The 25,212-nt window shown below is 71.6% G+C and carries 23 protein-coding genes and 1 pseudogene; 14 read left to right on the top strand and 10 right to left on the bottom strand.

Annotated features, from left to right (window positions below; all coding sequences use genetic code 11):
* Positions 1 to 52: 52 nt before the first annotated feature.
* Positions 53 to 1,072 carry a carbohydrate kinase family protein gene (locus tag IM697_RS29205; protein ID WP_194039079.1) on the bottom strand — a complete coding sequence of 340 codons (1,020 nt, stop codon included), beginning with the start codon at positions 1,070 to 1,072 and terminating at the stop codon, positions 53 to 55.
* Between the two features lie 127 nt (positions 1,073 to 1,199).
* On the opposite strand from IM697_RS29205, the gene IM697_RS29200 reads away from it, so the two are divergent.
* The 4 genes from IM697_RS29200 (at position 1,200) to IM697_RS29185 (ending at position 7,668) form a co-directional block, all read left to right on the top strand.
* Entirely contained in the window at positions 1,200 to 1,964 is a 765-nt protein-coding gene (locus IM697_RS29200; protein ID WP_194039078.1) for a DeoR/GlpR family DNA-binding transcription regulator, read from the top strand.
* Positions 1,961 to 3,301, top strand: a complete 1,341-nt coding sequence (locus tag IM697_RS29195) for a 6-phospho-beta-glucosidase (protein ID WP_194039077.1) — start codon at positions 1,961 to 1,963, stop codon at positions 3,299 to 3,301. The genes IM697_RS29200 and IM697_RS29195 overlap by 4 nt, the downstream gene beginning before the upstream one ends.
* A 66-nt stretch (positions 3,302 to 3,367) precedes the next feature.
* Entirely contained in the window at positions 3,368 to 6,418 is a 3,051-nt protein-coding gene (locus IM697_RS29190; protein ID WP_194039076.1) for an alpha-mannosidase, read from the top strand.
* The gene (locus IM697_RS29185) at positions 6,418 to 7,668 is read left to right on the top strand and encodes an alpha-L-fucosidase (RefSeq protein ID WP_194039075.1); all 1,251 of its coding nucleotides are present in this window, start codon (positions 6,418 to 6,420) and stop codon (positions 7,666 to 7,668) included. Before IM697_RS29190 ends, IM697_RS29185 begins: the two co-directional genes overlap by 1 nt.
* Positions 7,669 to 7,878: 210 nt before the next feature.
* On the opposite strand, the gene IM697_RS29180 is transcribed toward IM697_RS29185, so the two are convergent.
* Complete coding sequence (locus IM697_RS29180; RefSeq protein ID WP_194039074.1) at positions 7,879 to 9,564, bottom strand: carbohydrate binding domain-containing protein; 1,686 nt, start codon at positions 9,562 to 9,564, stop codon at positions 7,879 to 7,881.
* A gap of 127 nt (positions 9,565 to 9,691) precedes the next feature.
* Positions 9,692 to 10,825 (bottom strand): ATP-grasp domain-containing protein, encoded by a 1,134-nt coding sequence (locus IM697_RS29175; RefSeq protein WP_194039073.1) that lies wholly within the window; start codon positions 10,823 to 10,825, stop codon positions 9,692 to 9,694.
* 301 nt (positions 10,826 to 11,126) lie between these two features.
* On the opposite strand from IM697_RS29175, the gene IM697_RS29170 reads away from it, so the two are divergent.
* The gene (locus IM697_RS29170) at positions 11,127 to 11,987 is read left to right on the top strand and encodes a metallophosphoesterase family protein (RefSeq protein WP_194039072.1); all 861 of its coding nucleotides are present in this window, start codon (positions 11,127 to 11,129) and stop codon (positions 11,985 to 11,987) included.
* A complete protein-coding gene (locus IM697_RS29165) occupies positions 11,984 to 12,667 on the top strand; it encodes a 4'-phosphopantetheinyl transferase family protein (protein ID WP_194039071.1) in 684 nt (227 codons plus the stop codon). The genes IM697_RS29170 and IM697_RS29165 overlap by 4 nt, the downstream gene beginning before the upstream one ends.
* Positions 12,668 to 12,690: 23 nt before the next feature.
* Here IM697_RS29165 and IM697_RS29160 read toward each other — a convergent pair whose 3' ends face one another.
* From IM697_RS29160 to IM697_RS29150, 3 genes are all read right to left on the bottom strand, one after another.
* Positions 12,691 to 12,921, bottom strand: a complete 231-nt coding sequence (locus IM697_RS29160; RefSeq protein ID WP_194039070.1) for a hypothetical protein — start codon at positions 12,919 to 12,921, stop codon at positions 12,691 to 12,693.
* A 134-nt stretch (positions 12,922 to 13,055) separates the two neighbouring features.
* Positions 13,056 to 13,580, bottom strand: coding sequence for a toxin-antitoxin system, toxin component (locus IM697_RS29155; RefSeq protein WP_194039069.1), 525 nt, complete (start codon positions 13,578 to 13,580; stop codon positions 13,056 to 13,058).
* A 39-nt stretch (positions 13,581 to 13,619) separates the two neighbouring features.
* The gene (locus IM697_RS29150) at positions 13,620 to 14,270 is read right to left on the bottom strand and encodes a helix-turn-helix domain-containing protein (RefSeq protein WP_194039068.1); all 651 of its coding nucleotides are present in this window, start codon (positions 14,268 to 14,270) and stop codon (positions 13,620 to 13,622) included.
* Between the two features lie 223 nt (positions 14,271 to 14,493).
* Between IM697_RS29150 and IM697_RS29145 the strand changes: the two genes are divergently transcribed.
* The 8 genes and pseudogenes from IM697_RS29145 to IM697_RS29110 all read left to right on the top strand — a co-directional run.
* The gene (locus IM697_RS29145) at positions 14,494 to 15,156 is read left to right on the top strand and encodes an MmyB family transcriptional regulator (protein ID WP_194039067.1); all 663 of its coding nucleotides are present in this window, start codon (positions 14,494 to 14,496) and stop codon (positions 15,154 to 15,156) included.
* A gap of 131 nt (positions 15,157 to 15,287) precedes the next feature.
* On the top strand, positions 15,288 to 16,439 hold the full coding sequence (locus IM697_RS29140) for an NAD(P)/FAD-dependent oxidoreductase (RefSeq protein WP_194039066.1): 1,152 nt from the start codon (positions 15,288 to 15,290) through the stop codon (positions 16,437 to 16,439).
* Positions 16,436 to 16,738, top strand: a complete 303-nt coding sequence (locus IM697_RS29135; protein ID WP_194039065.1) for a (2Fe-2S)-binding protein — start codon at positions 16,436 to 16,438, stop codon at positions 16,736 to 16,738. The genes IM697_RS29140 and IM697_RS29135 overlap by 4 nt, the downstream gene beginning before the upstream one ends.
* The gene (locus IM697_RS29130; protein WP_194039064.1) at positions 16,731 to 18,164 is read left to right on the top strand and encodes an FAD/NAD(P)-dependent oxidoreductase; all 1,434 of its coding nucleotides are present in this window, start codon (positions 16,731 to 16,733) and stop codon (positions 18,162 to 18,164) included. The genes IM697_RS29135 and IM697_RS29130 overlap by 8 nt, the downstream gene beginning before the upstream one ends.
* 57 nt (positions 18,165 to 18,221) lie before the next feature.
* Positions 18,222 to 19,118 carry a dihydrodipicolinate synthase family protein gene (locus IM697_RS29125; protein WP_194039063.1) on the top strand — a complete coding sequence of 299 codons (897 nt, stop codon included), beginning with the start codon at positions 18,222 to 18,224 and terminating at the stop codon, positions 19,116 to 19,118.
* A gap of 21 nt (positions 19,119 to 19,139) precedes the next feature.
* Positions 19,140 to 20,141 carry a proline racemase family protein gene (locus IM697_RS29120; protein ID WP_194039062.1) on the top strand — a complete coding sequence of 334 codons (1,002 nt, stop codon included), beginning with the start codon at positions 19,140 to 19,142 and terminating at the stop codon, positions 20,139 to 20,141.
* Between the two features lie 173 nt (positions 20,142 to 20,314).
* The gene (locus IM697_RS29115; protein ID WP_194039061.1) at positions 20,315 to 21,010 is read left to right on the top strand and encodes a GntR family transcriptional regulator; all 696 of its coding nucleotides are present in this window, start codon (positions 20,315 to 20,317) and stop codon (positions 21,008 to 21,010) included.
* A gap of 129 nt (positions 21,011 to 21,139) precedes the next feature.
* Positions 21,140 to 21,851 (top strand): annotated as a pseudogene (locus IM697_RS29110) (discoidin domain-containing protein); the annotation flags it as partial.
* Here the strand turns inward: IM697_RS29110 and IM697_RS29105 are convergent.
* Genes IM697_RS29105 through IM697_RS29090 form a run of 4 tightly spaced genes read right to left on the bottom strand, consistent with a single transcriptional unit; the run spans position 21,820 to position 25,174 of the window.
* On the bottom strand, positions 21,820 to 22,635 hold the full coding sequence (locus IM697_RS29105) for an ABC transporter ATP-binding protein (protein ID WP_194039060.1): 816 nt from the start codon (positions 22,633 to 22,635) through the stop codon (positions 21,820 to 21,822). The pseudogene IM697_RS29110 and the gene IM697_RS29105 overlap by 32 nt on opposite strands.
* A gap of 24 nt (positions 22,636 to 22,659) precedes the next feature.
* Positions 22,660 to 23,436, bottom strand: a complete 777-nt coding sequence (locus tag IM697_RS29100; protein ID WP_194049925.1) for an ABC transporter permease — start codon at positions 23,434 to 23,436, stop codon at positions 22,660 to 22,662.
* A complete protein-coding gene (locus IM697_RS29095) occupies positions 23,436 to 24,209 on the bottom strand; it encodes an ABC transporter permease (RefSeq protein ID WP_194039059.1) in 774 nt (257 codons plus the stop codon). Before IM697_RS29095 ends, IM697_RS29100 begins: the two co-directional genes overlap by 1 nt.
* Entirely contained in the window at positions 24,206 to 25,174 is a 969-nt protein-coding gene (locus tag IM697_RS29090; RefSeq protein ID WP_194039058.1) for an ABC transporter substrate-binding protein, read from the bottom strand. The genes IM697_RS29095 and IM697_RS29090 overlap by 4 nt, the downstream gene beginning before the upstream one ends.
* Between the last annotated feature and the right edge of the window lie 38 nt (positions 25,175 to 25,212).

Raw genomic sequence — 25,212 nt, 5'->3', positions numbered from 1 at the left:
CCCACCGCCTTTCGGATCTTTTCGGGACTTCGCATGAGGGGCGTGGGGGGAGTCAGTTCTGCCGTGCGGGCGGGGTCACGGGGGCGTGTGCGACGGGCGGCCCGGGATCGTCCGGGAGCCGGTCCGCCAGGAAGCCGTACGCCCGCTTCAGGTCGGGGTCGGTCAGCGAGCGCCACCAGCGGTCGACGCCGTACCAGCCGGGGGCGGCAAGGGCCCCGCCGTGCCGCCGGACCGACAGCCCGGCGGCCAGGACGGCGAACCGCAGCCGTTCCTCCAGTGGCCAGCCGCCCAGCGAGGCCGCGACGAAGCTCGCCCCGAAGACGTCCCCGGCGCCGGTCGCGTCGAGGACGTCGACGTCGAGGGCGGGCACGTCCGCGTACTCGCCGGTCGTCTGGTCCACGGCGACCGCGCCGTCGCCGCCGCGCGTGACGACGGCCACCGGCACCAGCTCGCTGAGCGTGCCGAGGGCCGCGAGGGCGCTGTCGGTGCGGGTGTAGGCCATCGCCTCGGTCTCGTTGGGGAGGAAGGCATGGCACAGGGAGAGCTGGTCGAGGAGGTCGGCCGACCACCGCTGGGTGGGGTCCCAGCCGACGTCGGCGTAGATCCGGGTGCCGTTCGCGGCGGCCTTGGCGAGCCACTGGCGGGGCTCGGCCTCGATGTGCACGAGGGCCGTGCGCGCCTCGGGCGGGTCGCCCATCAGCGCGTCCTGCGAGTACGGGGGCTGCTGGCCGTGGGTGACCAGGGCCCGGTCGTGGTCATAGGCGAGGGAGACGGTGACGGGGGTGGGCCAGCCGTCCGCGGTGCGCGAGAGCGAGAGGTCGATGTCCTCCTGGTCGCACAGGACGTCCCGGCAGTACTCGCCGTAGAGGTCGTCGCCGAACACCGTGGCCAGCGAGGTCCGCAGGCCGAAGCGGGCGGCGGCCACCGCCAGGTTGGCGATGCCGCCCGGGCCGCAGCCCATGCCGCCGGTCCAGATCTCCTCGCCCGGGGTCGGCGGCTTACCGAGCCCCGTGAGGACGAGGTCGTAGAAGAGCAGCCCGGTCAGCAGCACATCGGGCCGGTCGTCGTCCACGGCAACGTCCTCTCGTCAAAACTCTTCATTTCGGTGAGCGGAATCGTGCGCCGATCGAGGGGATGCGTCAATACCCGAGCAGAAATGAGCATGGCGATGATTGAAGATGACGAGTAGTGTTCACGTCGTGCTGGCAGAACGACGACACCAACTCATCCTGCGGGCCCTGCGCTCCGGCGGCCCCGCGGCCGTGACCGATCTCTCCGAGCGGCTGGGTGTGAGCCCGGCCACGATCAGGCGTGACCTGGTCAAACTCGAGGAGGACGGCCTGCTCACCCGGGTGCACGGCGGCGCGGTCGTGGAGGAGGGCGACCAGCCCTTCGCCGAGGTCGCCGAGGTGCGCGTGCCCGAGAAGGACGCCATAGCCGCGCATGCCGCCGCGATGATCGAGGACGGTCAGTCGGTGCTGCTCGACATCGGCACCACGGCCTTCCGGCTGGCCCGCCAGCTGCACGGCCGCCGGCTCACCGTGATCACCAGCAATCTGGTGGTCTACGAGGAACTGGCCGACGACGAGAACATCGAGCTGGTCCTGCTCGGCGGCATGGTCCGCCGCGAGTACCGCTCCCTGGTCGGCTTCCTCACCGAGGACAATCTGCGTCAGCTGCATGCCGACTGGCTGTTCCTGGGCACCAGTGGAGTGCGGCCGGGCGGGCAGGTGATGGACACGACGGTCGTCGAGGTGCCGGTGAAGCGGGCGATGATCAAGGCCGGTGACAAGGTGGTGCTGCTGGCCGACGCGGCGAAGTTCCCCGGGCACGGGATGGCGAAGGTCTGCGGTCCACAGGACCTGGATGTGGTGGTGACGAACGCGCCGGTCGACCCGGCGACCCGGTCCTCCCTGGAGGAGGCGGGCGTCGAGGTGGTCGTGGCAGGAAAGGTGCAACCGTGAAACTGACGATTCTGGGCGGCGGAGGCTTCCGCGTGCCGCTCGTGTACGGCGCGCTCCTCGGTGACCGCGCCGAGGGCCGGGTCACCCACGTCGTCCTGCACGACCTGGACGCACAGCGGCTCTCCGCCGTCACCCGCGTGCTCGCCGAGCAGGCGGCCGGAGTGCCCGACGCACCCGAGGTGAGCGCCACCACCGACCTGGACGAGGCGCTGCGCGGCGCCGACTTCGTCTTCTCGGCGATCCGTGTCGGCGGTCTCGAAGGCAGGGCGAACGACGAGCGCGTCGCGCTGGCCGAGGGCGTCCTCGGCCAGGAGACGGTCGGCGCGGGCGGCATCGCCTACGGACTGCGCACCGTCCCGGTCGCCGTCGACATCGCCCGGCGGGTGGCCCGCCTCGCGCCGGACGCCTGGGTCATCAACTTCACCAACCCCGCCGGCCTGGTCACCGAGGCCATGTCCCGCCACCTCGGCGACCGCGTCATCGGCATCTGCGACTCACCGGTCGGCCTCGGCCGCCGTATCGCCCGCGTGCTCGGCGTGAAGAACCCCGGCGAGGCGTGGATCGACTACGTCGGCCTCAACCACCTCGGCTGGGTCCGCGGCCTGCGCGTCGCCGGCCGCGACGAGCTGCCGCGTCTGCTCGCCGACCCCGACCTGCTCGGTTCCTTCGAGGAGGGCAAGCTGTTCGGCGTCGACTGGCTGCGCTCGCTCGGCGCCATCCCCAACGAATACCTGCACTACTACTACTTCAACCGCGAGGCCGTCCGCGCCTACCAGGACGCCGACCAGACCCGCGGTGCCTTCCTGCACGACCAGCAGGCCCGCTTCTACGAGCAGATGCGCGACCCGGACGCCTCCGCCCTGGACGTCTGGGACCGCACCCGCGCCGAGCGCGAGGCCACCTACATGTCCGAGAACCGTCAGACCGCCGGCGCCGGCGAGCGCGACGCCGACGACCTCTCCGGCGGCTACGAGAAGGTGGCGCTCGCCCTGATGCGGGCCATCGCCCGCGACGAGCGCACCACCCTGATCCTCAACGTCCGCAACCAGGCCACCCTGTCCGTCCTCGACTCCGACGCCGTCATCGAGGTGCCCTGCCTGGTCGACGCCAACGGTGCCCACCCGGTCGCCGTCGCCCCGCTGCCCGACCACGCCACCGGGCTCGTCTGCTCGGTCAAGGCGGTCGAGCGCGAGGTGCTCGCCGCCGCCGGGTCCGGCTCCCGTACGACGGCGGTGAAGGCCTTCGCGCTGCATCCCCTGGTCGACTCGGTCAACGTCGCGCGCAGACTGGTCGAGGGCTACACCTCGGTCCATCCGGGACTGGCGTACCTTAAGTAGCGCTCGCCCGGAAAGCGCTTTCACCCACCTCGCTTCCCTCTCCGTTCTCTCCCCCTGGAGACCCTGATGCACGACGAACGCCGCCGGATCGAGGAACGCGTCGAGCGCGTCCACAACCAGCGCATCAAGCCCGCGATCTACGCGGCCACCGTCCCCTTCGAGGTCGAGGCCTGGCAGGCGCCGGGCGAGCCGGTCTCGTTCGAGGAAGCCGCGGCCGCCCGGTACACGCCCTTCGCGATGGACACCCCGTGGGGCCCGCCCTGGGGCACCACCTGGTTCCGGATGCGCGGCCGGGTGCCCGCCGAGTGGGCCGGGCGGCGGGTCGAGGCGGTCATCGACCTCGGCTTCGTGGGGGACTGGCCCGGCAACCAGGCCGAGGCCCTGGTCCACCTGGCCGACGGCCGCCCCCTGAAGGCCGTCAACCCGCTCAACCAGTACGTGCCGATCGGCAACCCCGTCTCCGGCGGCGAGGAGATCGACTACCTGGTCGAGGCCGCCTCCAACCCCGACATCCTGGCCAACGACTTCGCGGCACCGACCCCGCTCGGCGACGTCCTGACCGCGGGCGACAAGCCCCTCTACACCTTCAGGCGCGCCGACATCGCCGTCCTGGACGAGGAGGTCTTCCACCTCGACCTCGACCTCCAGGTGCTGCGCGAACTCATGGTCCACCTCGGCGAGCACGAGCCCCGCCGCCACGAGATCATGCACGCCCTCGACCGGGCCATGGACGTCCTCGACCTGGACGACGTCGCCGGCAGCGCCACGGCCGTCCGCGAGGCGCTCGCCCCCGTCCTGGCCCGCCCCGCGCACGCCAGCGCGCACACGATCTCCGGCGTCGGCCACGCCCACATCGACTCCGCGTGGCTGTGGCCCATCCGCGAGACCAAGCGCAAGACGTCCCGCACCTTCTCCAACGTCACGGCCCTGGCCGACGAGTACGAGGACTTCATCTTCGCCTGCTCGCAGGCCCAGCAGTACGAGTGGGTGCGCGACAACTACCCCCACGTGTGGGCCCGGATCCAGGACTCGGTGAAGAAGGGCCAGTGGGCGCCGGTCGGCGGCATGTGGGTCGAGGCCGACGGCAACCTGCCCGGCGGCGAGGCCATCGCCCGCCAGCTCGTGCACGGCAAGCGGTTCTTCATCGAGCACTTCGGCGTCGAGACCAAGGGCGTCTGGCTGCCGGACTCCTTCGGCTACACGGCCGCCTACCCGCAACTCGCCAAGCTCGCCGGCAACGAGTGGTTCCTGACCCAGAAGATCTCCTGGAACCAGACCAACAAGTTCCCCCACCACACCTTCTGGTGGGAGGGCATCGACGGCACCCGCATCTTCACCCACTTCCCGCCGGTCGACACCTACAACGCCCGCTTCAGCGGCGCGGAGATGGACCGCGCCGTCCGCAACTACTCGGAGAAGGGCGGCGGCACGCGCTCCCTGGCACCCTTCGGCTGGGGCGACGGCGGTGGCGGCCCCACCCGCGAGATCATGGAGCGGGCGCGCCGGCTCGCCGACCTGGAGGGTTCGCCCAAGGTCGTCGTCGAACACCCCGACGAGTTCTTCGCCAAGGCCCGCGCGGAGTACGAGGACGCCCCGGTCTGGAACGGCGAGCTCTACCTGGAGCTGCACCGCGCCACCTACACCTCCCAGGCCCGCACCAAGCAGGGCAACCGGCGCAGCGAACACAAGCTGCGCGAGGCCGAGCTGTGGGCGACGACCGCCGCGCTGCACGCGCCGGGCTACTCCTACCCGTACGAGAAGCTGGACCGCCTGTGGAAGACGGTCCTGCTGCACCAGTTCCACGACATCCTGCCGGGCTCGTCCATCGCCTGGGTGCACCGGGAGGCGGAGGCCGAATACGCCCGTGTGGCAAAGGAGTTGGAGGCGCTGACGGCCGAGGCGGTCGCGGCGCTGGGCGGCGGCGGGGCACGGGTCTTCAACACCAGCCCGTTCGAGCGCGCCGAGGTGGTCCGTACGGCCGACGGCGCACCGGTGCACGTGCGGGTGCCGGCGAACGGCAGCGCGCCCCTCGAAACCGCCACCGAGCCCCCGCGGCCGGTGACGGTGACCGGCCGCGTCCTCGACAACGGCCTGGTCCGCGTCGAGGTCGCCGAGGACGGCACCCTGTCCTCCGTCTACGACCTCCGGGCCAACCGCGAAGTCCTCGCCGACCAGGGCAACCTGCTCCGCCTCCACACCGACCTGCCCAACTACTGGGACGCCTGGGACATCGACAAGCACTACAGGAACCGGTACACGGACCTGCTGGACGCGGACGCGGTGACCGTCGTGGAACAGGACCCGCTGGCCGGGGCGATCAGGGTCGAGCGCGCCTTCGGCAAGGGATCGCGCCTCACTCAGACGATCACCCTGCGCGCCGGCAGCCCCCGCGTCGACTTCGAGACCGAGATCGACTGGCACGAGGCCGAGAAGATCCTCAAGGCCGGTTTCCCGGTGGACATCCGCGCCCCGCACTCCTCCGCCGAGATCCAGTTCGGCCACATCCAGCGCCCCACCCACACCAACACCAGCTGGGAGGCGGCCCGCTTCGAGGTCTCCGGACACCGCTGGGTGCACATCGCCGAGCCCGGCTACGGCGTCGCCGTCATCAACGACTCCACGTACGGCCACGACGTGACCCGCACGGTCCGCGACGACGGCGGTACGACCACCCGGGTCAGCCTCAGCCTGGTCCGCGCCCCGCGCGTCCCCGACCCCGAGGCCGACCAGGGCATGCACCGCTTCACCTACTCCCTGCTCCCCGGTGCGAGCATCGAGGACGCCGTCGCCGAGGGCTACGCCCTCAATCTGCCGCTGCGGGTGGCGGACGCCGCGGGCGCGCCCGAGCCGGTCGTCTCCGTGGACGGCGACGGGGTGACCGTCGAGGCGGTCAAGCTGGCCGACGACGAGTCCGGCGACGTCGTCGTGCGGCTCTACGAGTCGCGGGGCGGCCGGGCCCAGGGCGTGGTGCGCACCGGGTTCCCGCTGGCCGGCGCCCAGATCACCGACCTCCTGGAGCGCCCGCTCCAGGAGGCGGAGGTGGACGGCGGGGTCGCGGTCTCGCTGCGCCCCTTCCAGGTGCTGACCCTCCGCCTGCGGCGCGCGGGAGCCAACTGATGCCCATGCAACCCTGGTTCACCGACGCCAAGTTGGGGATCTTCGTGCACTGGGGCATCTACGCCGTCGACGGCGTCCAGGAGTCCTGGTCGTTCTACGACGGCATCGTCCCGCACGACCGGTACATGTCCCAGCTCGACCGCTTCACCGGCGCCCGCTACGACCCTCGGGCCTGGGCGGACCTGTTCGCCCGCGCGGGCGCGAAGTACGCCGTGCTGACGAGCCGTCACCACGACGGCGTGGCGCTGTGGGACACGGAGTACGGCGACCTCAACCTCGGCAAGGACTACCTCGGCCCGTACGCCGACGCCCTGCGCGAGAAGGACCTGAAGGTCGGCTTCTACTACTCGCACTCCGACTGGAACCACCCCGACTACGCCTCCACGCGCAAGCCGGGTCGCCCGCCGGAGTTGGAGGACAACCCCTACTCCGAGGTGGCCGCCGAGGACAAGGACCTGGCGGCCTGGGAGCGGTTCATCGCCTACCGGGACGGCCAGATCCGCGAACTGGCCTCCCGCTACCGGCCGGACCTGATGTGGTTCGACGGCGAGTGGGACCGCAGCGAGGAGCAGTGGCGCATCCCCGAACTCGCCGCGCTCATCCGGTCGTACGTGCCGCATGTCGTCTTCAACGCGCGCATGCTCGGCGAGGGCGACTACGCCACCCCCGAACAGGGCGCGCCCATCGTGCCTCCGGACGGGCCGTGGGAGCTGTGCCTGACGATCAACGACTCGTGGGGGTACCAGCACCACGACCAGAACCACAAGTCCCTCGCCCAGCTCATCCGCCACTTCACCGAGACCATCGGTGGGGGCGGCAACCTGCTGCTCGACGTCGGCCCGATGGAGGACGGCACCATCCCGCAGCCACAGGTCGAGCGCCTGGAGGGCCTGGGGGAGTGGATCCGGGGGCACGCGGAGGCGGTGTACGGGACGGTGCGCGGGCTGCCCGCCGGGCACCACTACGGGCCGAGCACCCTCTCCGCGGACCGCCGCACCCTGTATCTCACCCTGTTCGACGTCCCGCGCGCCGAGATCGGCGTCCGGGGCCTGGCGACGGCGGTCCGGCGGGTCACCGTGCTCGGTAAGGGGACGGAACTGGGCCATCGGGTGGTGGGCGGACTGCACGAGGCGGTCGGCGTGCTGTGGATCGACCCGCCGGCCGCGGCCGACCTCGACCCGTACGCGACCGTTCTCGCGCTCGAACTGGACGGTGAGCTGGAGCTCTACCGAGGCTCGGGCCGCTTCTGACCCCGGGGCCTGATTGTTTCGGGCCGGTCGGCCGCCGCCCCGTGACGGCGGTCGGCCGACCCGAAATCCCCCGTGCTTCCCCCGTGGTGGTGCGTTCCCCCGTGCTTCCCCCGTTGCCCTTCACTCGTATGAGCGCGCGTTCGGCGCCCTGATACACCCTCCCGGGAAAAATTCTTCGGGGAATCTCTCCCGGCGAGGGTGAACCTGGCCTCAGCCGGTGAACCCGGCCGTGATGGACGTGAACTGCCAGTCGCTCTGGCTGATTCCGGAGCAGTTGCTCGTCACACCGCCGCCCGGGCAGGGCCGGTCGCGGTTGACCGACCAGAAGGCGAGCCGGGCGATGTGGTGGGAGTTCGCCCAGTCGCGGATCCGCGTCCAGGTCGCGGGCGAGGTGAGCTCCTGCTGGTCGGACAGGCCGTTCATGCCGGAGATGCCGATGTGGGCGTAGGCGGTCGCGTCGTCCCACCCGAAGGTGGACTTCAGCTTGTTCTTCAGCCCCTCCGTCGCGTTCACGGTGTTGCCGTACATGTCGGCGCCGCCGCCGAAGTCGAACGGCATGATCGTGAACACGTCGATGCCGGCGTTCAGCGCCTTGGCCTGCTCGATGAGCCGGTTGCCCCAGTACGTCGGCCCGGTCGTCGAGGTGCCGAAGGTGAGGACGGTCCGCAGCCCCGGATTGTTCGCCTTGACGATCTTCAGGGCGCCCAGGATCCGGTCCTGCACGGTCGCGTTCTCGAATTCGTCCGTGTTCTCGATGTCGACGTCGATCGCCTTCAGCCCGTAGGCGTCGATGACCTTCTGATACGCCCCCGCCAGCGCCTCGGCGCTCGAACAGTTCGGCCCGAGCTTGTTACCGCTCCAGCCACCGATCGAGGGGACGATGTCACCGCCCGCGGAACGGATGGAGTCGATGACGCTCTGGTCGTTCCCGCCGGTGAGCGGGCGCTGTCCGTCCCAGGCCGGGTTGCAGCCCCCGGAGGACAGGATGAACGCCATGGTGTACCACTTGACGCCGGTCGCGCTCATCACCGAGGTCGCGCTCGGCGGATCGCCCCAGCGCAGGTAGAGATACGGCGCCGCCTGCTTGAAGCCGGTGCCGCCACCGCCGCCCGTATCCGTCGTGACGGTGACGGCGTTGGAGGCGGGCGAGGTGTTCCCGGCCGCGTCCCGCGCCCTCACCGTGAAGGTGTACGGGGTGCTCGCCGCGAGCCCGCCGACCGTGGCGCTCGTACCGGAGACGGTGAGCACCCGGTTCGACCCGCTGTAGACGTCGTACGCGGTGACCCCCACGTTGTCCGACGAGGCGTTCCACGCCAGTGACACGCTGGACGAGGTCTTCGCGGTGGACCGCAGGCTGCCCGGAGCACTGGGCGCCTGGTTGTCCGGGCCGCCGCCACCGGGACCGTCGAGACTGATGTCGTCGGCGTGGTAGGTGCCCTGGGCGTACCAGCCGTGGACGTAGACGGTGGCACGGGTCTGGGAGGCACCGGTCGTGAAGGACAGGGACAGCCGGCTGTACGCCGAGGGGGACGAGGTCCAGGTCGAGGCACCGCCGTCCACACCGAGGTAGACGTAGGAGCCGCGCACCCAGCCGCTGAGGGCGTACGACGTGTTCGGCTGGACGGAGACGGTCTGGCTGCACTTGGCGATGTCACTCGAACCGACCGCGCCCGCGAGGGCCTTGGATCCGGTGCGCACGGGGGAGGAGACCACCGAGCCGAGACTGCCGGAGCAGGACCAGGGGGAGAGGGCGCCCGACTCGAAGCCGGGGTTGGCGAGGACGTTGGCCGCGTGGGCGGTACCGGGGAGGGCGACGGCTCCGGTGACGGCCAGAGCGGCGGAGCCGAGCAGGGCGAGAAGTCGACGTCTGAGGCGTCTGAGAGGTGGGTTGCGCACGTGATCTCCCTGGGAAAAGTGGGGTGTTCGGGAGTGCACAGGTGCATGAGAGGTGCGCAGACCAAGTTGGTATGGACCAATCCCGCTGTCAAGCGTTGACGCCGGGATTGGTCCTGCCGGAGGTGCGTCAGAGCGGCAGTGCCTGGGCCGTCCCGCTCTCGACCGACTCGGCCGGTGCGGGCGCCGGAACCACCGGCAGCAGCGGCTCCGTCTCCTCGGCCCGCTGCTGCGGAATGGACACCGGCCTGAGCTGCCGCGGACCCGAGACCACCGTGTAGTCCTGGCCGAGGAAGGGCGGAACCACCTCGCCCTGGTCCTCGCCGAGCGCCAACTGCACAGCCAGCCACGGCACGTTGACCCCGCACAGCGACAGCTGGTGCAACCCGCCCGCCGGCCGCGTGTTGACATCCATCAGCACCGGCGTGTCCCCGAACATCCGGAACTGGATGTTCGACAGGTAGTGCAGCCCGAACCCCTCGGCGATCAGCCGCGCCGGCTTCAGCCACTGCTCCTGCAGAGTGAACCCGCGTCGGCGGCCGTTCTTGATCCGGCCGATGGCCAGCCGCACCCGGTTGTCCGGCCCGGTGAGACAGTCCACCGACACCTCCGGCTGCTCCAGCCGAGGCATCACCAGCCAGTCCACCGGCTCGTCGGTGCGCCGCAGCGCGTCCAGCACCAGATCCAGCTGCACATACGGCGTCGGGAACCCGCTGAGGTGCAGAAGCGAGAAGGGGGCGCGTGTGATGACGCGGAAGCCCACCCCGCCCGCACCGGACGCCGGCTTGAAGCAGGCCTTGTGTCCCGCGGCCTCCAACTCCTCGACCGCCGCGACCAGTTCATCGGCGTTGCGCACCCGCCACCACGGCGGCACCGGCACCCCGATCGCCTGCACGGCCTCGTAGGCGATCACCTTGTCCTGGAACACCGCCACGGCCTGCGGCGGCGGCGCGAGCAGCGCCGTGCCGATCGCCTCGAACTCCGCCCGGTGCGCCACGATCGCCGACTGGTGCAGCCGGGGCACGAACACATCGATGCCGCGGCGCCGGCACTGGGCGAGGGCGTACTCCACGTACCCGGCCGGGGACAGGCCCTCCGGCTCCATGTCGGCGGTGTCGGCGGCGGCCAGCACGGGCGAGTCGGCGTCCCCGTGCGTGGCATGGATCTCTACGGCCCGATCGCTGGGATTTCGTCGCAGCTGATCCATGAAGAACACGTTCTCCGCGTACGTGCGGTTGAGCCAGACGCGTACGCGAGAGACCATGCAGGGCCGTCCTTTCGGGGTTCGCGGGCAGGGCGAAGCAGGCCCGTGCCCGGGCAGGGTGGTTGGAGGGACACCAAATCGCCCCTTGCGAGGGGGACGTTCAGAGCAGTGGTGTTGGGGCGATCATACGGGTTTGAAGGGGCAACCCGTGCAACGTACGTGTTACGGAATTGCGGATCCTTCCTGACCGTCTCTTCCCCCGGCCCGGCGACGACGCGATCCGGCCTTGTACCGGCCATGCGCCGTGTGTTCTCGTGGTTTCATTCGTGTGATCGTTCAGGGTGATCGAAAGGGGCGCGGGGTGACGTCGACGGCCGGCGGTGCCGGACAGCTGCTGGCCATCAGCGACCTGCACATCGGCTACGAGGAGAACCGCGCCCTCGTCGAGCGGATGCGCCCCGGGTCCGACGACGACTGGCTGCTCGTCGCCGGCGACGTGGCCGAGACCGTCGCCGACATCCGCTGGGCCCTCAAGACACTCGCCGGCCGCTTCCGCAAGGTCGTCTGGGCACCCGGCAACCACGAGCTGTGGACCCACCCCAAGGACTCGATCACCCTGCGCGGCGTCGAGCGCTACGAACACCTGGTCGACCTGTGCCGGGAACTCGGCGTGACCACGCCCGAGGACCCCTACCCCGTCTGGGACGGCCCCGGCGGCCCGGTCGCGGTGGCGCCGCTGTTCCTGCTGTACGACTACTCCTTCCTGCCCTCCGGCTGCACCACCAAGGAGGAAGGACTGGAGTACGCGCACGGGACCGGCATCGTGTGCAACGACGAGTACCTGCTGCACCCCGACCCGTACCCGTCCCGCGAGGCATGGTGCGAGGCCCGGGTCGCCGAGACCGAGCGCCGGCTCGCCGCCCTGCCCGAGGACCTGCCCACCGTCCTCGTCAACCACTACCCGCTGGACCGGCACCCGATGGACGTGCTCTGGTACCCCGAGTTCGCCATGTGGTGCGGCACCCGCCTGACCGCGGACTGGCATCGCAGATTCCGGGTCGAGACCATGGTCTACGGACACCTCCACATCCCGCGGACCACCTGGCACCAGGGCGTCCGCTTCGAGGAGGTCTCCGTGGGGTACCCCCGCGAGTGGCGCAAGCGACCGGACCCGCCGGGCCGGCTGCGCCGGATTCTGCCCAGGGAGGACGGGGCGCGTTGATCGAGGAACTGCTGCCGGAGCCGGTGGTCACCGTCGAGGCGTACGGCCACGACGACGAGGCCGCGACCGCGTCGCTGTACCCCGAGGAGGAGGCGGTCGTCGCCCGGGCGGTCGACAAGCGCCGCCGGGAGTTCGCCGTCGTACGCCTCTGCGCGCGCCGCGCCATGGAGAAGCTCGGCGTGCCGCCGCAGCCGATCGTGCCCGGCGAGCGCGGCGCCCCCGGCTGGCCGGCCGGACTGGTCGGCAGCATGACCCACTGCGACGACTACGCCGCCGCCGCGCTGGTCCGCGCCGCCGAGCTGGCCTCCCTCGGCATCGACGCCGAACCCCACCAGACGCTCCCGGAGGGCGTGCTGCCCGCCGTCGCCCTGCCCGCCGAGACGGACCGGCTGCGCCGACTGGCCGCCGAGCACCCCGGCGTCCACTGGGACCGGCTGCTGTTCAGCGCCAAGGAGTCCGTCTACAAGGCGTGGTTCCCCCTCACCGGACAGTGGCTGGACTTCACCGAGGCCGAGATCGACGTCTTCGCCGACCCCGGTGAACGGCACAGCGGCGGCCTGCGAGCCCGGCTCCTGGTGCCCGGCCCGTGGGTGGGCGGCCGCCGGATCGACGTCTTCGAGGGCCGGTGGACGGTCCAGCGGGGGCTGGTGGCGTCAGCGGTGAGCGTGCCGCACACCTGAGCCCCCGTCGCGCCGGGAGACCACTAAGGCTCCGCCGGGCACCAGCCCTTCAGCAGCCGGAAGAACTCCTCCTCGTTGCCCGCCAGCCCCGCGTCCGCCAGCGCCTGTTCCGCCTCGGCGAGCACGCTGGGCGGCACCACCGGTGGTCGGCCCTTCCCGGGCGGACCGTCGAACGCGGCTCGTACGGTGTGCAACAGCCGCAGATAGGCCTGGACCGCGGTGCGCTCACGATCGGTCAGTACGGCAGTGGGCATCGGTCGGCTCTCCCCAAGTCGGCGTCATCGCGTCACGCCCCGCACATGAGGGCGCACCACCAGCTTGCCGCGCACCACTGACAATCGGGCCCGACCACCGCTGTCGGACACCCGAGCGGGGGTATGCCGCCGGGTCAGCCCTGTGGCCCCAGATACCCCAGGGACGCCTCGATCCGACCCGCCAGGTGATCCCGCCGGCCCCGCACCGACGAGTACGCCAGCCAGGTGCGGCACTTGCTGGCCAGGAGCAGGCCGAAGCTCTCGGCCTCCTTCTCCTCGGCCTCGTCGAAGCGGCTGCGGGCGGCGACCTTCAGGACCGTGGACCGCAGGTCGGCGTCGTCGTTCAGGAGCCGGGCCGCCACCGTGGCGCCCTCGATGCTGTGGGTGCAGTGGCCGGCCTTCATGTGCCACAGCTCATGGCCGAGGATCACCAACTGGTGATCCGGCGCGGTGCGTTCCTCGATCACCACGAGGTCCTGGTCGGTCATGTCGAGCCACAGCCCGCTGGCCGTGCCGGGCGGGAAGGCGGCCGTACGGAAGTGGACGGGCCGGCCGCGGCGTCTGCTCATCGCGTCGCACAGCGCCCCGTACAGCTTCTCGGGCGCCGCGGGCGCGGGGAGCGTCAGCTCCGTGACCAACTCGCCGCACAGACGGCGCATTTCCCTGGCGATGCCCACAGATCTCCCGTTCTCCCCGGATCACGACTCGGGTCGCTTGACGCTCTCCAGGAGCATGTCCAGCCACTCCGCGACCTTGTCGCGATGCTGGTCGGTGGGCAGTTGGGCGGCCCGCCAGGCGATGCCGCGCACACCGTGGTCCTGGAGGAGCTTCTCCAGCGGGTCCTCGGCGGCCTGGGCCGCCTCACGCTCCGCGAGCTTCTGGAGCAGGTCCTGCTCGGTGCGCTGCAGGGCGCCGGCGAGCGCCTCGGGATCCTCGGCCGTGAGGAAGCCGGCGTGCACCCGGAAGAAGCGCTGGATGGCGTCACAGTGCTCCATCGTCGGGCGCCGGTCGCCGTTGATCAGGGCGCCGGCCTGCTGCCGGGACATGCCCGCGCCGTCGGCGATCTCCTGCTGGGTGTACTTGCGGCCGTTCGGCTTCAGTCGGGTGCGGCGCAGCAGGTCCAGCCGCTGGAGGAACCGGGCCTGCACATCGGGCTCCCCCGCGGGGCGGCCGCCGAGCAGGGCCTTGACCACCGGTTCCGGGACGCCACAGGCGACGGACAGGCGGCCGGTGTGGAAGACCTCCGCGTGCGGCACGCCGAGCCGGTCGGCGAGCGCGGTGACACGGGCGACGACGGCCGGCAGCGCTGCCGTCGGCGTGGCGCCCGGACCCTCGAAGCCATCCGTCACCGACAGATCTCCTACGTCTCTCACAGGCTTCTCACAAGCCCTTCCCGTGAACTCGACGGAGATTACCGGGTAGTTCGAACTCACATCCAGGTCTCGCCACAACTGTGGCCAATTTCAGCCGTCAACAGGCACGAAATGCCACGATAGTTGACACGGCTCCGGCGAGGGCAGCAGGATCGGGGCGCCGCGTGAAGGCCGCATAGGCAAGAGGGGTGACCTCCCGATGGCATTTCAGGCAGGTGGACAGCGATCCGCACTGCGACCCGTCCCCGAGAGCCCCGAGGCCCAGGCATATCTGCGGGACTACGCCGCGCTCGTGGAGGCCGTGCCCTTCCCGTCCGTCGTGCTCGACCGCCGCTGGGACGTCGTTCTGACGAACACCGCTTTCACGTCACTTTTCCGCGGCGTGGGCCCGCATCCGACGGCCATGCCCGGCGACAACTTCCTCAGATTCGTGCTCTTCCACCCGGACGCGAGCACCGTCCTCGGCGAGCACGAGTCGAGCTGGTGCCTGCCGATGCTCGCCCAGTTCGCGGCCGCCGTGGAGCGGCACGGCCATGACCGCGGGCTGCAGGCCATCCGCCGGGAGATCGCCCAGGACCCGATCATGGAGGCCGCCTACCGGCAGGGCCTGCCGCACTGGATCCGCGCGGTCGGCGAGCGCGCCGTCGCCCAGGACGGCGCCGTACGCCCGCTGCTGCACCCCGACCCGCGCTGGGGCGCCACCGAGTGCCGGGTCGTCGACGAGACGCCCGCGACCTTGCGGGAGATGGGCTACACCCGGCTGACGCTGGTGCTGCGCGAACTGCGCCGCGACCGGCCCCGGACGCGCGGGCCGCGCCATGGCACGGCCCATCTGCGCGTGGTGCCGGCCACCGAGGACTGAACGGGGCACCGTCGGCGTTCAGGTCGTCGACGGCGCCCCGTCGGCCCGGCGATCTCCGTTGCCCGAGGGCATCCGCGACATCTCGACGTCGCACCATTCCCCCCGCTAGTGGTGTGTGACATAGTACTGACGTGAGTGAGCGACTGACCTGCGACGTCGTGGTCGTCGGAGCCGGGATGGTGGGCGCGGCGTGCGCGCTGTACGCGGCCCGGGCGGGCCTCGACGTGACCCTCGTCGACCGCGGCCCGGTGGCCGGCGGCACGACCGGCGCCGGCGAGGGCAACCTCCTCGTCTCCGACAAGGAACCCGGCCCGGAGCTCGACCTCGCGCTGCTGTCCGGGCGCCTGTGGGCCGAGCTGGCGCGGGAGTTCGGCGCGGCGATCGAGTACGAGGCGAAGGGCGGCGTCGTCGTGGCCTCGTCCCCGGGCGGACTCACGGCGCTGGAGCGGTTCGCCGACGCCCAGCGCGCCGCCGGAGTCGTCGCCGAACCGGTCGCGGGCGACACCCTGTACGCCCTCGAACCCCATCTCGCGCCGGGCCTGCCGGGCGGCGTCCACTACCCCCAGGACTGCCAGGTCATGCCCGCCCTGGCCGCCGCCCACCTCGCCCGCGCCTCCGGCGCCCGCCTGCTCACCGGCCGGACGGTGACGGACCTCCTGCGCACCCCGGACGGCGCGGTGCGCGGGGTGCGCACGGACCGGGGCGACATCCACGCCCCGGCGATCGTCAACGCGGCCGGCACCTGGGGCGGCGACCTCGCCGCCCTCGCGGGCGTCCACCTCCCCGTCCTCCCGCGCCGGGGCTTCGTCCTGGTCACCGAGCCCCTCCCGCGCAGGGTCCGCCACAAGGTGTACGCCGCCGACTACGTGGCCGACGTGGCCAGCGACTCGGCCGCGCTGCAGACCTCGCCGGTCGTCGAGGGCACGGCGGCGGGCCCGATCCTGATCGGCGCCAGCCGGGAACGCGTCGGCTTCGACCGGACCTTCTCCCTGCCCGTCGTACGGGCACTGGCGGCGGGCGCGACCCGGCTGTTCCCGTTCCTGGCGGACGTGCGCGCGATGCGCTCGTACCTGGGATTCCGCCCTTACATGCCGGACCACCTGCCCGCCATCGGCCCCGACCCCCGCGTGCCAGGGCTGCACCACGCCTGCGGCCACGAGGGCGCCGGCATCGGGCTCGCCACCGGCACCGGCCACCTGATCGCACAGGCACTGACCGCGAAGACCCCCGACCTGGACCTGACCCCGTTCCGCCCCGACCGCTTCGCCGAGGAGGCCGTATGAGAACCCCTCTGGAGCTCGCCGACGCCCACCCGGGCCCGGCCTTCACGGTCACCCTGGACGGCCGCGAGATCGAGGCACTGCCCGGCCAGACGGTCGCCGCCGCGCTCTGGTCGGCCGGGGTCACCTCCTGGCGCACCACCCGGGGCGAGGGCCGCCCGCGCGGTGTCTTCTGCGGCATCGGCGTCTGCTTCGACTGCCTGATCACCGTCAACGACCGCCCGAACCAGCGCGCCTGCCTGGTGCCCGTGCACCCCGGCGACGCGATCCGGACGCAGGAGGGGACGGGGCACGATGACTGACCGCGACCGCGACCGTACGGCGGCCCCGCACCTCGCCGTGATCGGCGCGGGGCCCGCCGGACTCGCCGCGGCCGTCGCCGCCGCGGCCCGAGGCGTGCGGGTCACCCTGCTCGACTCGGCGGCGGAGGCGGGCGGCCAGTTCTACCGGCAGCCGGCCGGCGCACTGCGCGCCCACCGGCCCCAGGCCCTGCATCACCAGTGGCGGACGTGGGAGCGACTGAGGAACGGGTTCGAAGCCCACGTGAAGGCCGGCGCCGTAAGGCATGTGACGGACCATCACGTCTGGTTCGTCGAGCGCCGGCCCGGCGGCGACTTCACCGTGCACGCCCTGCTCGGCCCCGAGCAGGAGGAACCGGCCGAGGTGCGCGCCGACGCGGTGCTGCTGGCCACCGGTGGATACGAGAAGGTGCTGCCCTTCCCCGGCTGGACCCTCCCCGGCGTCGTCACGGCGGGCGGCGCCCAGGCGATGCTCAAGGGCAGCCTCGCGACCTCCGGGCGCACCGCCGTCGTCGCCGGCACCGGACCGCTGCTGCTTCCGGTGGCCACCGGTCTCGCCGCGGCCGGAGTCGAAGTGGCGGCCCTCGTCGAGTCCGCCGATCCGAAGGCGTTGGCACGGCGCACCCGCGCGCTGGCGGCCCAGCCCGGCAAGATCGCCGAAGGGGCGCGGTACATGGCCCGGTTGCTGCGCCACCGGGTGCGGCTCCTCAACCGGCACACCGTCGTCGAGGCGCACGGCACCGAGCGGCTTCAGGCCGTGACCGTCGCCGCGCTCGACGCCGACGGGCGGGTCAGGCCCGGCACCGGTCGACGCATCCCCTGCGACACCCTCGCCGTCGGCCACGGCATGCTCCCGCACACCGACCTCGCCGAGACCCTCGGCTGCCGCCTCGACGGGCTCCGCGTGCACGTGGACGACGAGCAGCGCACCGACGTGCCCGGCGTCTGGGCCGCGGGGGAGACGACCGGCATCGGAGGCGCGGCGCTCTCGCTCGCCGAGGGGCACATCGCCGGGCGCTCGGCCGCCGCCCGGCTGCGCGGGACGCGGCCCGACCCGGCCGAGTGGGCGGCCGCCGCCAGGGCCCGTACGCGACTGCGCGTCTTCTTCGCGGCGCTGGACTCCGTGTACACGCCGCCGGCGCACTGGGCCGAGCAGATCACCGACGACACCGTCGTCTGCCGCTGCGAGGAGGTCACCGGCGGTGCGATCCGTGCGGCCGTGGCCGAGCTGGGCGCCGGAGACACGCGGACCGTGAAGCTGCTGACCCGGGCCGGCATGGGCTGGTGCCAGGGCCGGGTGTGCGGACCGGCCGTCGCCGGGCTCGCCGGGTGCCGGCTCGCACCGGCCCGTCGGCCCTTCGCCCGGCCGGTACCGCTCGGCGTGCTGGCGCGGGCCGGGGAGAGCGGGGACGACGAACCACCGCCGTAACCACGGCTGCCGTTGCCCCGCCAATAACATGTCACACGTCACTGAGAGGGAATCCCCATGACCACCACCGAGAACCGTCCCTGGCGCGGCGTCCTGGTCGCCACCGCCCTCCCGCTCGACGACGACCTCCGCGTCGACCACGGCAAGTACGCCGAGCACTGCGCCTGGCTCGTCGAGAACGGCTGTGACGGTGTCGTACCGAACGGCAGCCTCGGCGAGTACCAGGTGCTCACCCCCGAAGAGCGGGCCAAGGTCGTTCATACGGCCGTCGCCGCGATCGGCGGATCGCGGGTCATGCCCGGTGTGGCCGCCTACGGCTCCGCCGAGTCCCGGCGCTGGGCCGAGCAGGCCCGGGACGCGGGCTGTACGTCCGTGATGCTGCTGCCGCCGAACGCGTACCGCGCCGACGAGCGTTCCGTCCTCGCCCACTACGAGGAGGTCGCGGGGGCCGGCATCCCGGTCGTGGCGTACAACAACCCCATCGACACCAAGGTCGACCTCGTCCCCGAACTGCTCGCCAAGCTGCACGGCGAGGGATACATCCAGGCGGTCAAGGAGTTCTCCGGCGACGTCCGGCGCGCCTACCAGCTCGCCGAACTCGCTCCGGAACTCGATCTGCTGATCGGCGCCGACGACGTCCTGCTGGAGCTCGCGATCGCCGGCGCCAAGGGCTGGGTCGCCGGCTACCCGAACGCGCTGCCGAGGGCCGGCGCGGAGCTGTACCGGGCGGCAGTCGGCGGCGACCTGGACACCGCCAAGCGGCTCTACGCGCAGCTGCACCCGCTGCTGCGCTGGGATTCCAAGGTCGAGTTCGTGCAGGCGATCAAGCTCTCCATGGACATCGTCGGCCGCCACGGGGGACGCTGTCGTCCACCGCGGGTGCCGCTGCTGCCCGAGCAGGAGGCGGCGATCCGCGCCGCCACGGAGAAGGCCGTCGCCGCAGGGCTCGCGTAACCGCAAGGGAGACCGGTTTCGATGCGCAGCAAACTCGTCCTGCACGCCGTCGACTCGCACACCGAGGGCATGCCCACCCGCGTGATCACCGGCGGGATCGGGACCATCCCCGGCGCGACCATGAACGAGCGGCGGCTGTACTTCCGTGAGCACCGAGACGACATCAAGCAGCTCCTGATGAACGAGCCGCGCGGCCACTCCGCGATGAGCGGCACCATCCTGCAGCCGCCCACCCGCCCCGACTGCGACTGGGGCGTGCTCTACATCGAGGTCTCCGGCTATCTGCCGATGTGCGGGCACGGCACGATCGGCGTGGCGACCGTGCTGGTGGAGACCGGCATGGTCGAGGTCGTCGAGCCGGTCACCACGATCCGGCTCGACACCCCGGCGGGCCTGGTCGTCGCGGAGGTCGCGGTCGAGGACGGCGCCGCGAAGGCGGTCACCCTGCAGAACGTGCCGTCCTTCTCGGTCGCCCTCGACCGCAAGATCACCCTGGCCGACGGGCGCACGGTGACATACGACCTGGCATACGGCGGCAACTTCTACGCCATCCTGCCGCTGGAGCAGTTCGGGCTGCCCTTCGACCGCTCCCGCAAGGACGACATCCTCGAGGCGGGCCTGTCCCTCATGGCGGCGATCAACGCCGAGGAGGAGCCCGTGCATCCCGAGGACGCGTCCATCCGCGGCTGCCACCACGTCCACCTTCTCGCCCCCGGCGCCACCGCCCGCCGCTCCCGGCACGCGATGGCGATCCACCCGGGCTGGTTCGACCGCTCGCCCTGCGGAACGGGCACGAGCGCGCGCATGGCCCAGCTGCACGCGCGCGGCGAACTCCCGCTGCACACCGAGTTCGTCAACGAGTCCTTCATCGGCACCCACTTCACCGGCCGGCTCCTCGGCACCACCGAGGTCGCGGGCCGCCCGGCCGTCCTGCCCAGCTTCACCGGCCGCGCGTGGGTCACCGGGACCGCGCAGTACCTGCTCGATCCGTCGGATCCGTTCCCGGCCGGGTTCGTGCTGTAGGACCGGGCTCGTGCGCCGGTTCCGGGGAGGGGTGCCGCGCGGCCGCCGGCGCTGAGGATAATGGTGGTACCGCGTGACATTGCACCTGCACCTGCGCCCGCGTCCCGCGACCTCGCACCACCCCGGCGTGCTCCGCACAGGCACGCGGCATCGCACCAGCTAGGAGACACCGCATGGCCGCCCAGCGCACCGGCGCCCCGTCCACCGCAGCCGCCCCCGCGCTGCCCACCCTGGGCGGCAAGAAGAGCAGCTACCGGGAGCGGGTCGCCGATGCCCTGCGGGCCGCGCTGATCGCGGGGGAGCTGCTCCCGGGCGAGGTGTACTCGGCGCCGACGCTCGCCGCCCGCTTCGGCGTCTCGGCGACCCCGGTGCGCGAGGCCATGCTGGACCTGGTCAAGGAGGGCCTGGTCGACACCGTCCCCAACAAGGGCTTCCGGGTCACCGCGGTCTCCGAGAAGCAGCTCGACGAGTACACCCACATCCGGGCGCTCATCGAGATCCCCACGGTGGTGGAGCTGGCCCGCACCGCCGACGAGGTCTCCCTCCAGGCGCTGCGCCCGGCCGCCCGGGAGATCGTCCAGGCCGCCGTCTCCGGCGACCTCATCGCGTACGTCGAGGCCGACACCCGCTTCCACCTCGGCCTGCTCGCCCTCGCCGGCAACGCCCACCTCGTCGAGGTCGTCGGCGACCTCCGCAAGCGCTCCCGGCTGTACGGCCTCACCGCGCTCATGGAAGCCGGCCGACTGCTGGCCTCCGCCGAGGAGCACCTCGAACTCCTCGACGCGCTCACCGCCCGCGACGAGAAGGCCGTACGCGAGGTCATGACCCGCCATCTGGGACACGTCCGGGGACTGTGGGCGGCGAAGTAGACGCCGACGCACCCGGGCCCACGCACTCGAGCTTGGTCCAGCCCCGTCGGCCACGTTCCTCCAGGTGCTCGAAGGGATCAGCACACCCACAGAACTGTCAGGATCATGCCAGTGGCGGTGGTCGGCCCTCGGGTCGACTCCTACGACAGCGCCATCGAGGCCAACGTCCGCATCACCGACACCACCATCACCGACAGCCCTACAGCGCCTTCGAGTTCGTGTCGGGCGGCGGGCGCGGCCATGCGGCCAGGAACATCACCGTCGACGGCGCCACCGTGAGCGACACCGGCACCGTCGTCGTCCAGGCCGAGACCCAGGGCGCCGCCGCCTTCCGCGACGTCACGGCCACCGGCGTCGGCGCCACCGGTGTCTACAACTGCCCCTACCCGTCCGGTTCCGGCACCTTCACCCTCACCGACGGCGGCGGCAACTCCGGCTGGGCCGGCACCTGGTCCGACTGCTCGACCTGGCCGCAGCCCGGCCAGGGCAACCCCGACCCCGACCGCAACCTCGCCAAGGGCCGCCCGGCCACCGCCACCGGCTCCCAGGACGTCTACACGCCGGGCAAGGCGGTCGACGGCGACGCGGACAGCTACTGGGAGTCCACCAACAACGCCTTCCCGCAGTCCCTGACCATCGACCTCGGCTCGACCGAGGCGGTCCGGCGACTGGTGCTGAAGCTTCCGCCGTCCTCGGCCTGGGGTGCGCGCACCCCAGCAACACCGCCACCGTGTCCCTGCCCGGCAGCGCCGGCCTGCGGTATCTGCGGCTGTCGGTCAGCGCCAACACCGGCTGGCCGGCCGGACAGTTCAGCGAGGTGGAGGCGTATCCGACTTCGTGACCGCGTCCTGCGGGCCGTCCCCGCGCTTCGCCGCCTGGATCTGCTCGTACACGTGGGTGCGCAGCTCGGCGAAGCGCGGGTCCACACGGGTGTGCAACTGGTCGCGCTCGGCGGGCAGGTCGACCTTGAGCTGCTCCCGTACGACGGTGGGGGAGGCGGACAGCACGACGACCCGCTCGCCCAGGTAGACGGCCTCGTCGATGTCGTGGGTGACGAACAGGATCGTGATGCCGCGCTCCCGCCACAGCCCCCGGACCAGATCCTCCAGATCGGCCCGCGTCTGCGCGTCCACCGCCGCGAACGGCTCGTCCATCAGCAGCACATGGGGCTCGTACGCCAGCGCCCGCGCGATGGCGACCCGCTGCTGCATACCGCCGGACAGCTGCCACGGATACGCCCCGACGGCATCCTCGAGGCCGACCGACTCCAGCGCGTCCCGCACCAGCTCCCGGCGCCGTGACTTGCCCAAATCCTTCTGCTTCAGGGGTAGTTCGACGTTCTCGCCGACCCGCATCCAGGGGAAGAGACTGCGCCCGTACTCCTGGAAGACAAACGCCATCCCGGGCGGCGGCCCGCTCACCTTCCGTCCCTCCAGGAGCACTTCGCCGCTCGTCGGGGAGAGCAGGCCGCCCATGCACTTCAGCAGGGTCGTCTTGCCGCAGCCCGACGGGCCGACGAGACAGACCAGTTCCCCCGCGTCCACGGTGAAGGTGAGGTCCCGCACCGCCTCCACCCGGCGCCCTGACCCCTCGTAGACCTTCTTCAGGCCGCGTACGTCGAGCATGGACTGCCCCTTCACGAAGTTCACTCAGGACCGCCGGGTGGTCGCGCGCAGACCGTGGTACCAGCCGAGCACCCGGCGCTCGACCAGTTGGAAGACGACGGAGAGCAGGAAGCCGAGCAGGCCGAGCACGAGGATGCCGGTCCACATGTCGGGGATCGCGAAGCTGCGCTGGAACTGCACGACGGTGAAGCCGATGCCGTTGTTGGCGGCGAACATCTCGCTGATGACCATCAGGATGATGCCGATGGACAACGCCTGGCGCAGCCCGGCGAAGATCTGCGGGCTCGCCGAACGCAGCACCAGATGGCGCAGTCGGGCCAGGCCGGTGACGCCGTAGGAGCGGGCCGTCTCCAGCATCACCGAGTCGACCGCGCGCACGCCCTCCACGGTGTTGAGCAGGATCGGCCAGACGCAGCCGCTCGCGATCACGACGATCTTCATGCCGTCACCGATGCCCGCGAACAGCATGATGACCGGCACCAGTACCGGCGGCGGCACGGCCCGCAGGAACTCCAGGACGGGTTCGCACACCGCCCGCACCGTGCGGTACGAGCCGATGACCGTGCCGAGCGCGACGCCGACCAGGGCCGCCGTGGCGTAGCCCGCCAGGAGGCGCAGGATGCTCGGGACGACGTCGGTGCGCAGCCGGTCGGCCGTCCACACCTCCGGGAAGGTGTCGAGGATGGTCCGCAGCGGCGGCCAGAACGGGTCCGTGCTGCCGGCCGACGCCGCCCACCACACGGCGACCAGCACCACGGGCAGCGCGACGACGAACAGCAGCCTCAGCAGCAGGCGCCCGATCACACCGCCACCTCCCCGCGCACCGACTGGTGCCAGGCCAGCGCCCGCCGCTCCACCGTGCGCGCGCCGACGTTGATGAGCAGCCCCAGCAGCCCCGCGACCACGATCAGCGCGTACATCTCCGGCACCGCCTGCGAGGTCTGCGCCACCGCGATCTGCTGGCCCAACCCCGGTGCGCCGATGACGAGTTCGGCGGTGATCGCCAGGATCAGCGCCACCGCCGCGGCGAGCCGCACCCCGGTCATGACGTACGGCAGCGCCGTCGGCCACAGCACATGGCGCACCCGCGCCCAGGTGCCGAGGCCGTAACTGCGTGCCGTCTCCTCGGCGACCGGGTCGACGTCCTGGACGCCGTACAGGGTCTGGATCAGCACCTGCCAGAAGGAGGCGTACACGACCAGCAGGAGCACCGACCTCAGTTCGGTGCCGTAGAGCAGCACCGCCAGCGGGATCAGGGCCACCGACGGGATCGGACGCAGGAACTCGATGGTGGACGCCGTCGCCTCGCGCAGATACGGCACGATCGAGACGACCACGCCCGCGACGACACCGGCGCAGACCGCGATGGCCAGGCCCAGTGCCCAGCCGGTGAGGGTGTCGCCGAGCGCCTGCCAGAAGGCGGAGTCGGTGACCTCGTCCGCCAGTGCTCCGGCGATCCGGCTGGTCGGTGGGAAGTAGGCCTCCTTGACCAGACCGAGCCGCGGCACCGCCTCGCCCAGGGCGAGGAAGGCCGCGAGACCGGCCGCACCGAGTGCGACGTTCACGCCCTTCACGGCAGCAGCGCGTCCAGGTCGGGCGTCTTCTTGAACAGGCCGTCCGCCTCGCCGAGCTTCATCAGGGCCTCGATGGCGGGGCGGTTCGCCTCGGCCGGCCACTTCGGCAGGGTGACCTGCTCCAGCACCGACGCCGGGATCTTGGTGTACGTCGTGACGATCTGCCGTGCCTCGTCGGGGTGGGCCTCGGCGTACGCGAGGGACTCGGCGGTGGCGTCCTGGAACTTCTTCACCACCTCCGGGTTCTGCTGGGCGTACTGCGTGGAGGCGAAGTACATGGCCACGGTGAGGTTCGGTGCGACGTCCACCAGGGGTGAGGCGATCTCCACGCCGCCCTGGCTCTTGATGGTGGCGGTCGCCGGCTCCACCACCATGGCGGCGTCGATCTGGCTCTTGTCGAGGGCGGCCGGCATCTGGTCGAAGGGGAGCTCGACGAAGTCCACCTTGTCCGGGTCGCCGCCGGCCCCCCGCACCGACTCCCGTACGGCGGTCTCGTTGATGTTCTTCAGCGTGTTGATGGCGACCTTCTTGCCCTCCAGCTCCTTCGCGGACTTGACCGCGCTGCCCTTCTTGACCATGAGGGCACCGAAGTCCTTGCCCGCCACGCCGGTCGACGCGATGCCGTTGGCGACCGCCTTCACCGGGACACCGTTGGACTGGGCCACCATCAGGGACGTCACATTGCTGAACCCGAACTGGAACTGGCCGCTCGCCACCCCCGGCACGATCGCCGCACCGCCCTGAGCGATGCTGAACTCCAGCTTCAGGCCCTGCTTTTCGAAGAAGCCCTTCTTCTGGCCGAGATACAGCGGCGCGACATCGACGATCGGAATGAGTCCGACCTTGACGGTGGTGACCCCGCCGGACGACGCTCCCGCGTCCGACGAGCCGGCGTCGGACGAGCCACAGGCCGTCGCGACGAGCAGCAAAGCGCCGGCGGCGAGACCGGCGGACAGACGACGCATGGCTCCTCCTGTACAGACAACGGGTGCAGCGGTGTTCC

Origin of the sequence: Streptomyces ferrugineus (assembly GCF_015160855.1) — a bacterium.
In the GTDB taxonomy this organism is placed as follows: domain Bacteria; phylum Actinomycetota; class Actinomycetes; order Streptomycetales; family Streptomycetaceae; genus Streptomyces; species Streptomyces ferrugineus.
The sequence above is the reverse complement of the archived record's forward strand: the minus strand, read 5'-3'. Positions and strand labels throughout refer to the sequence as shown.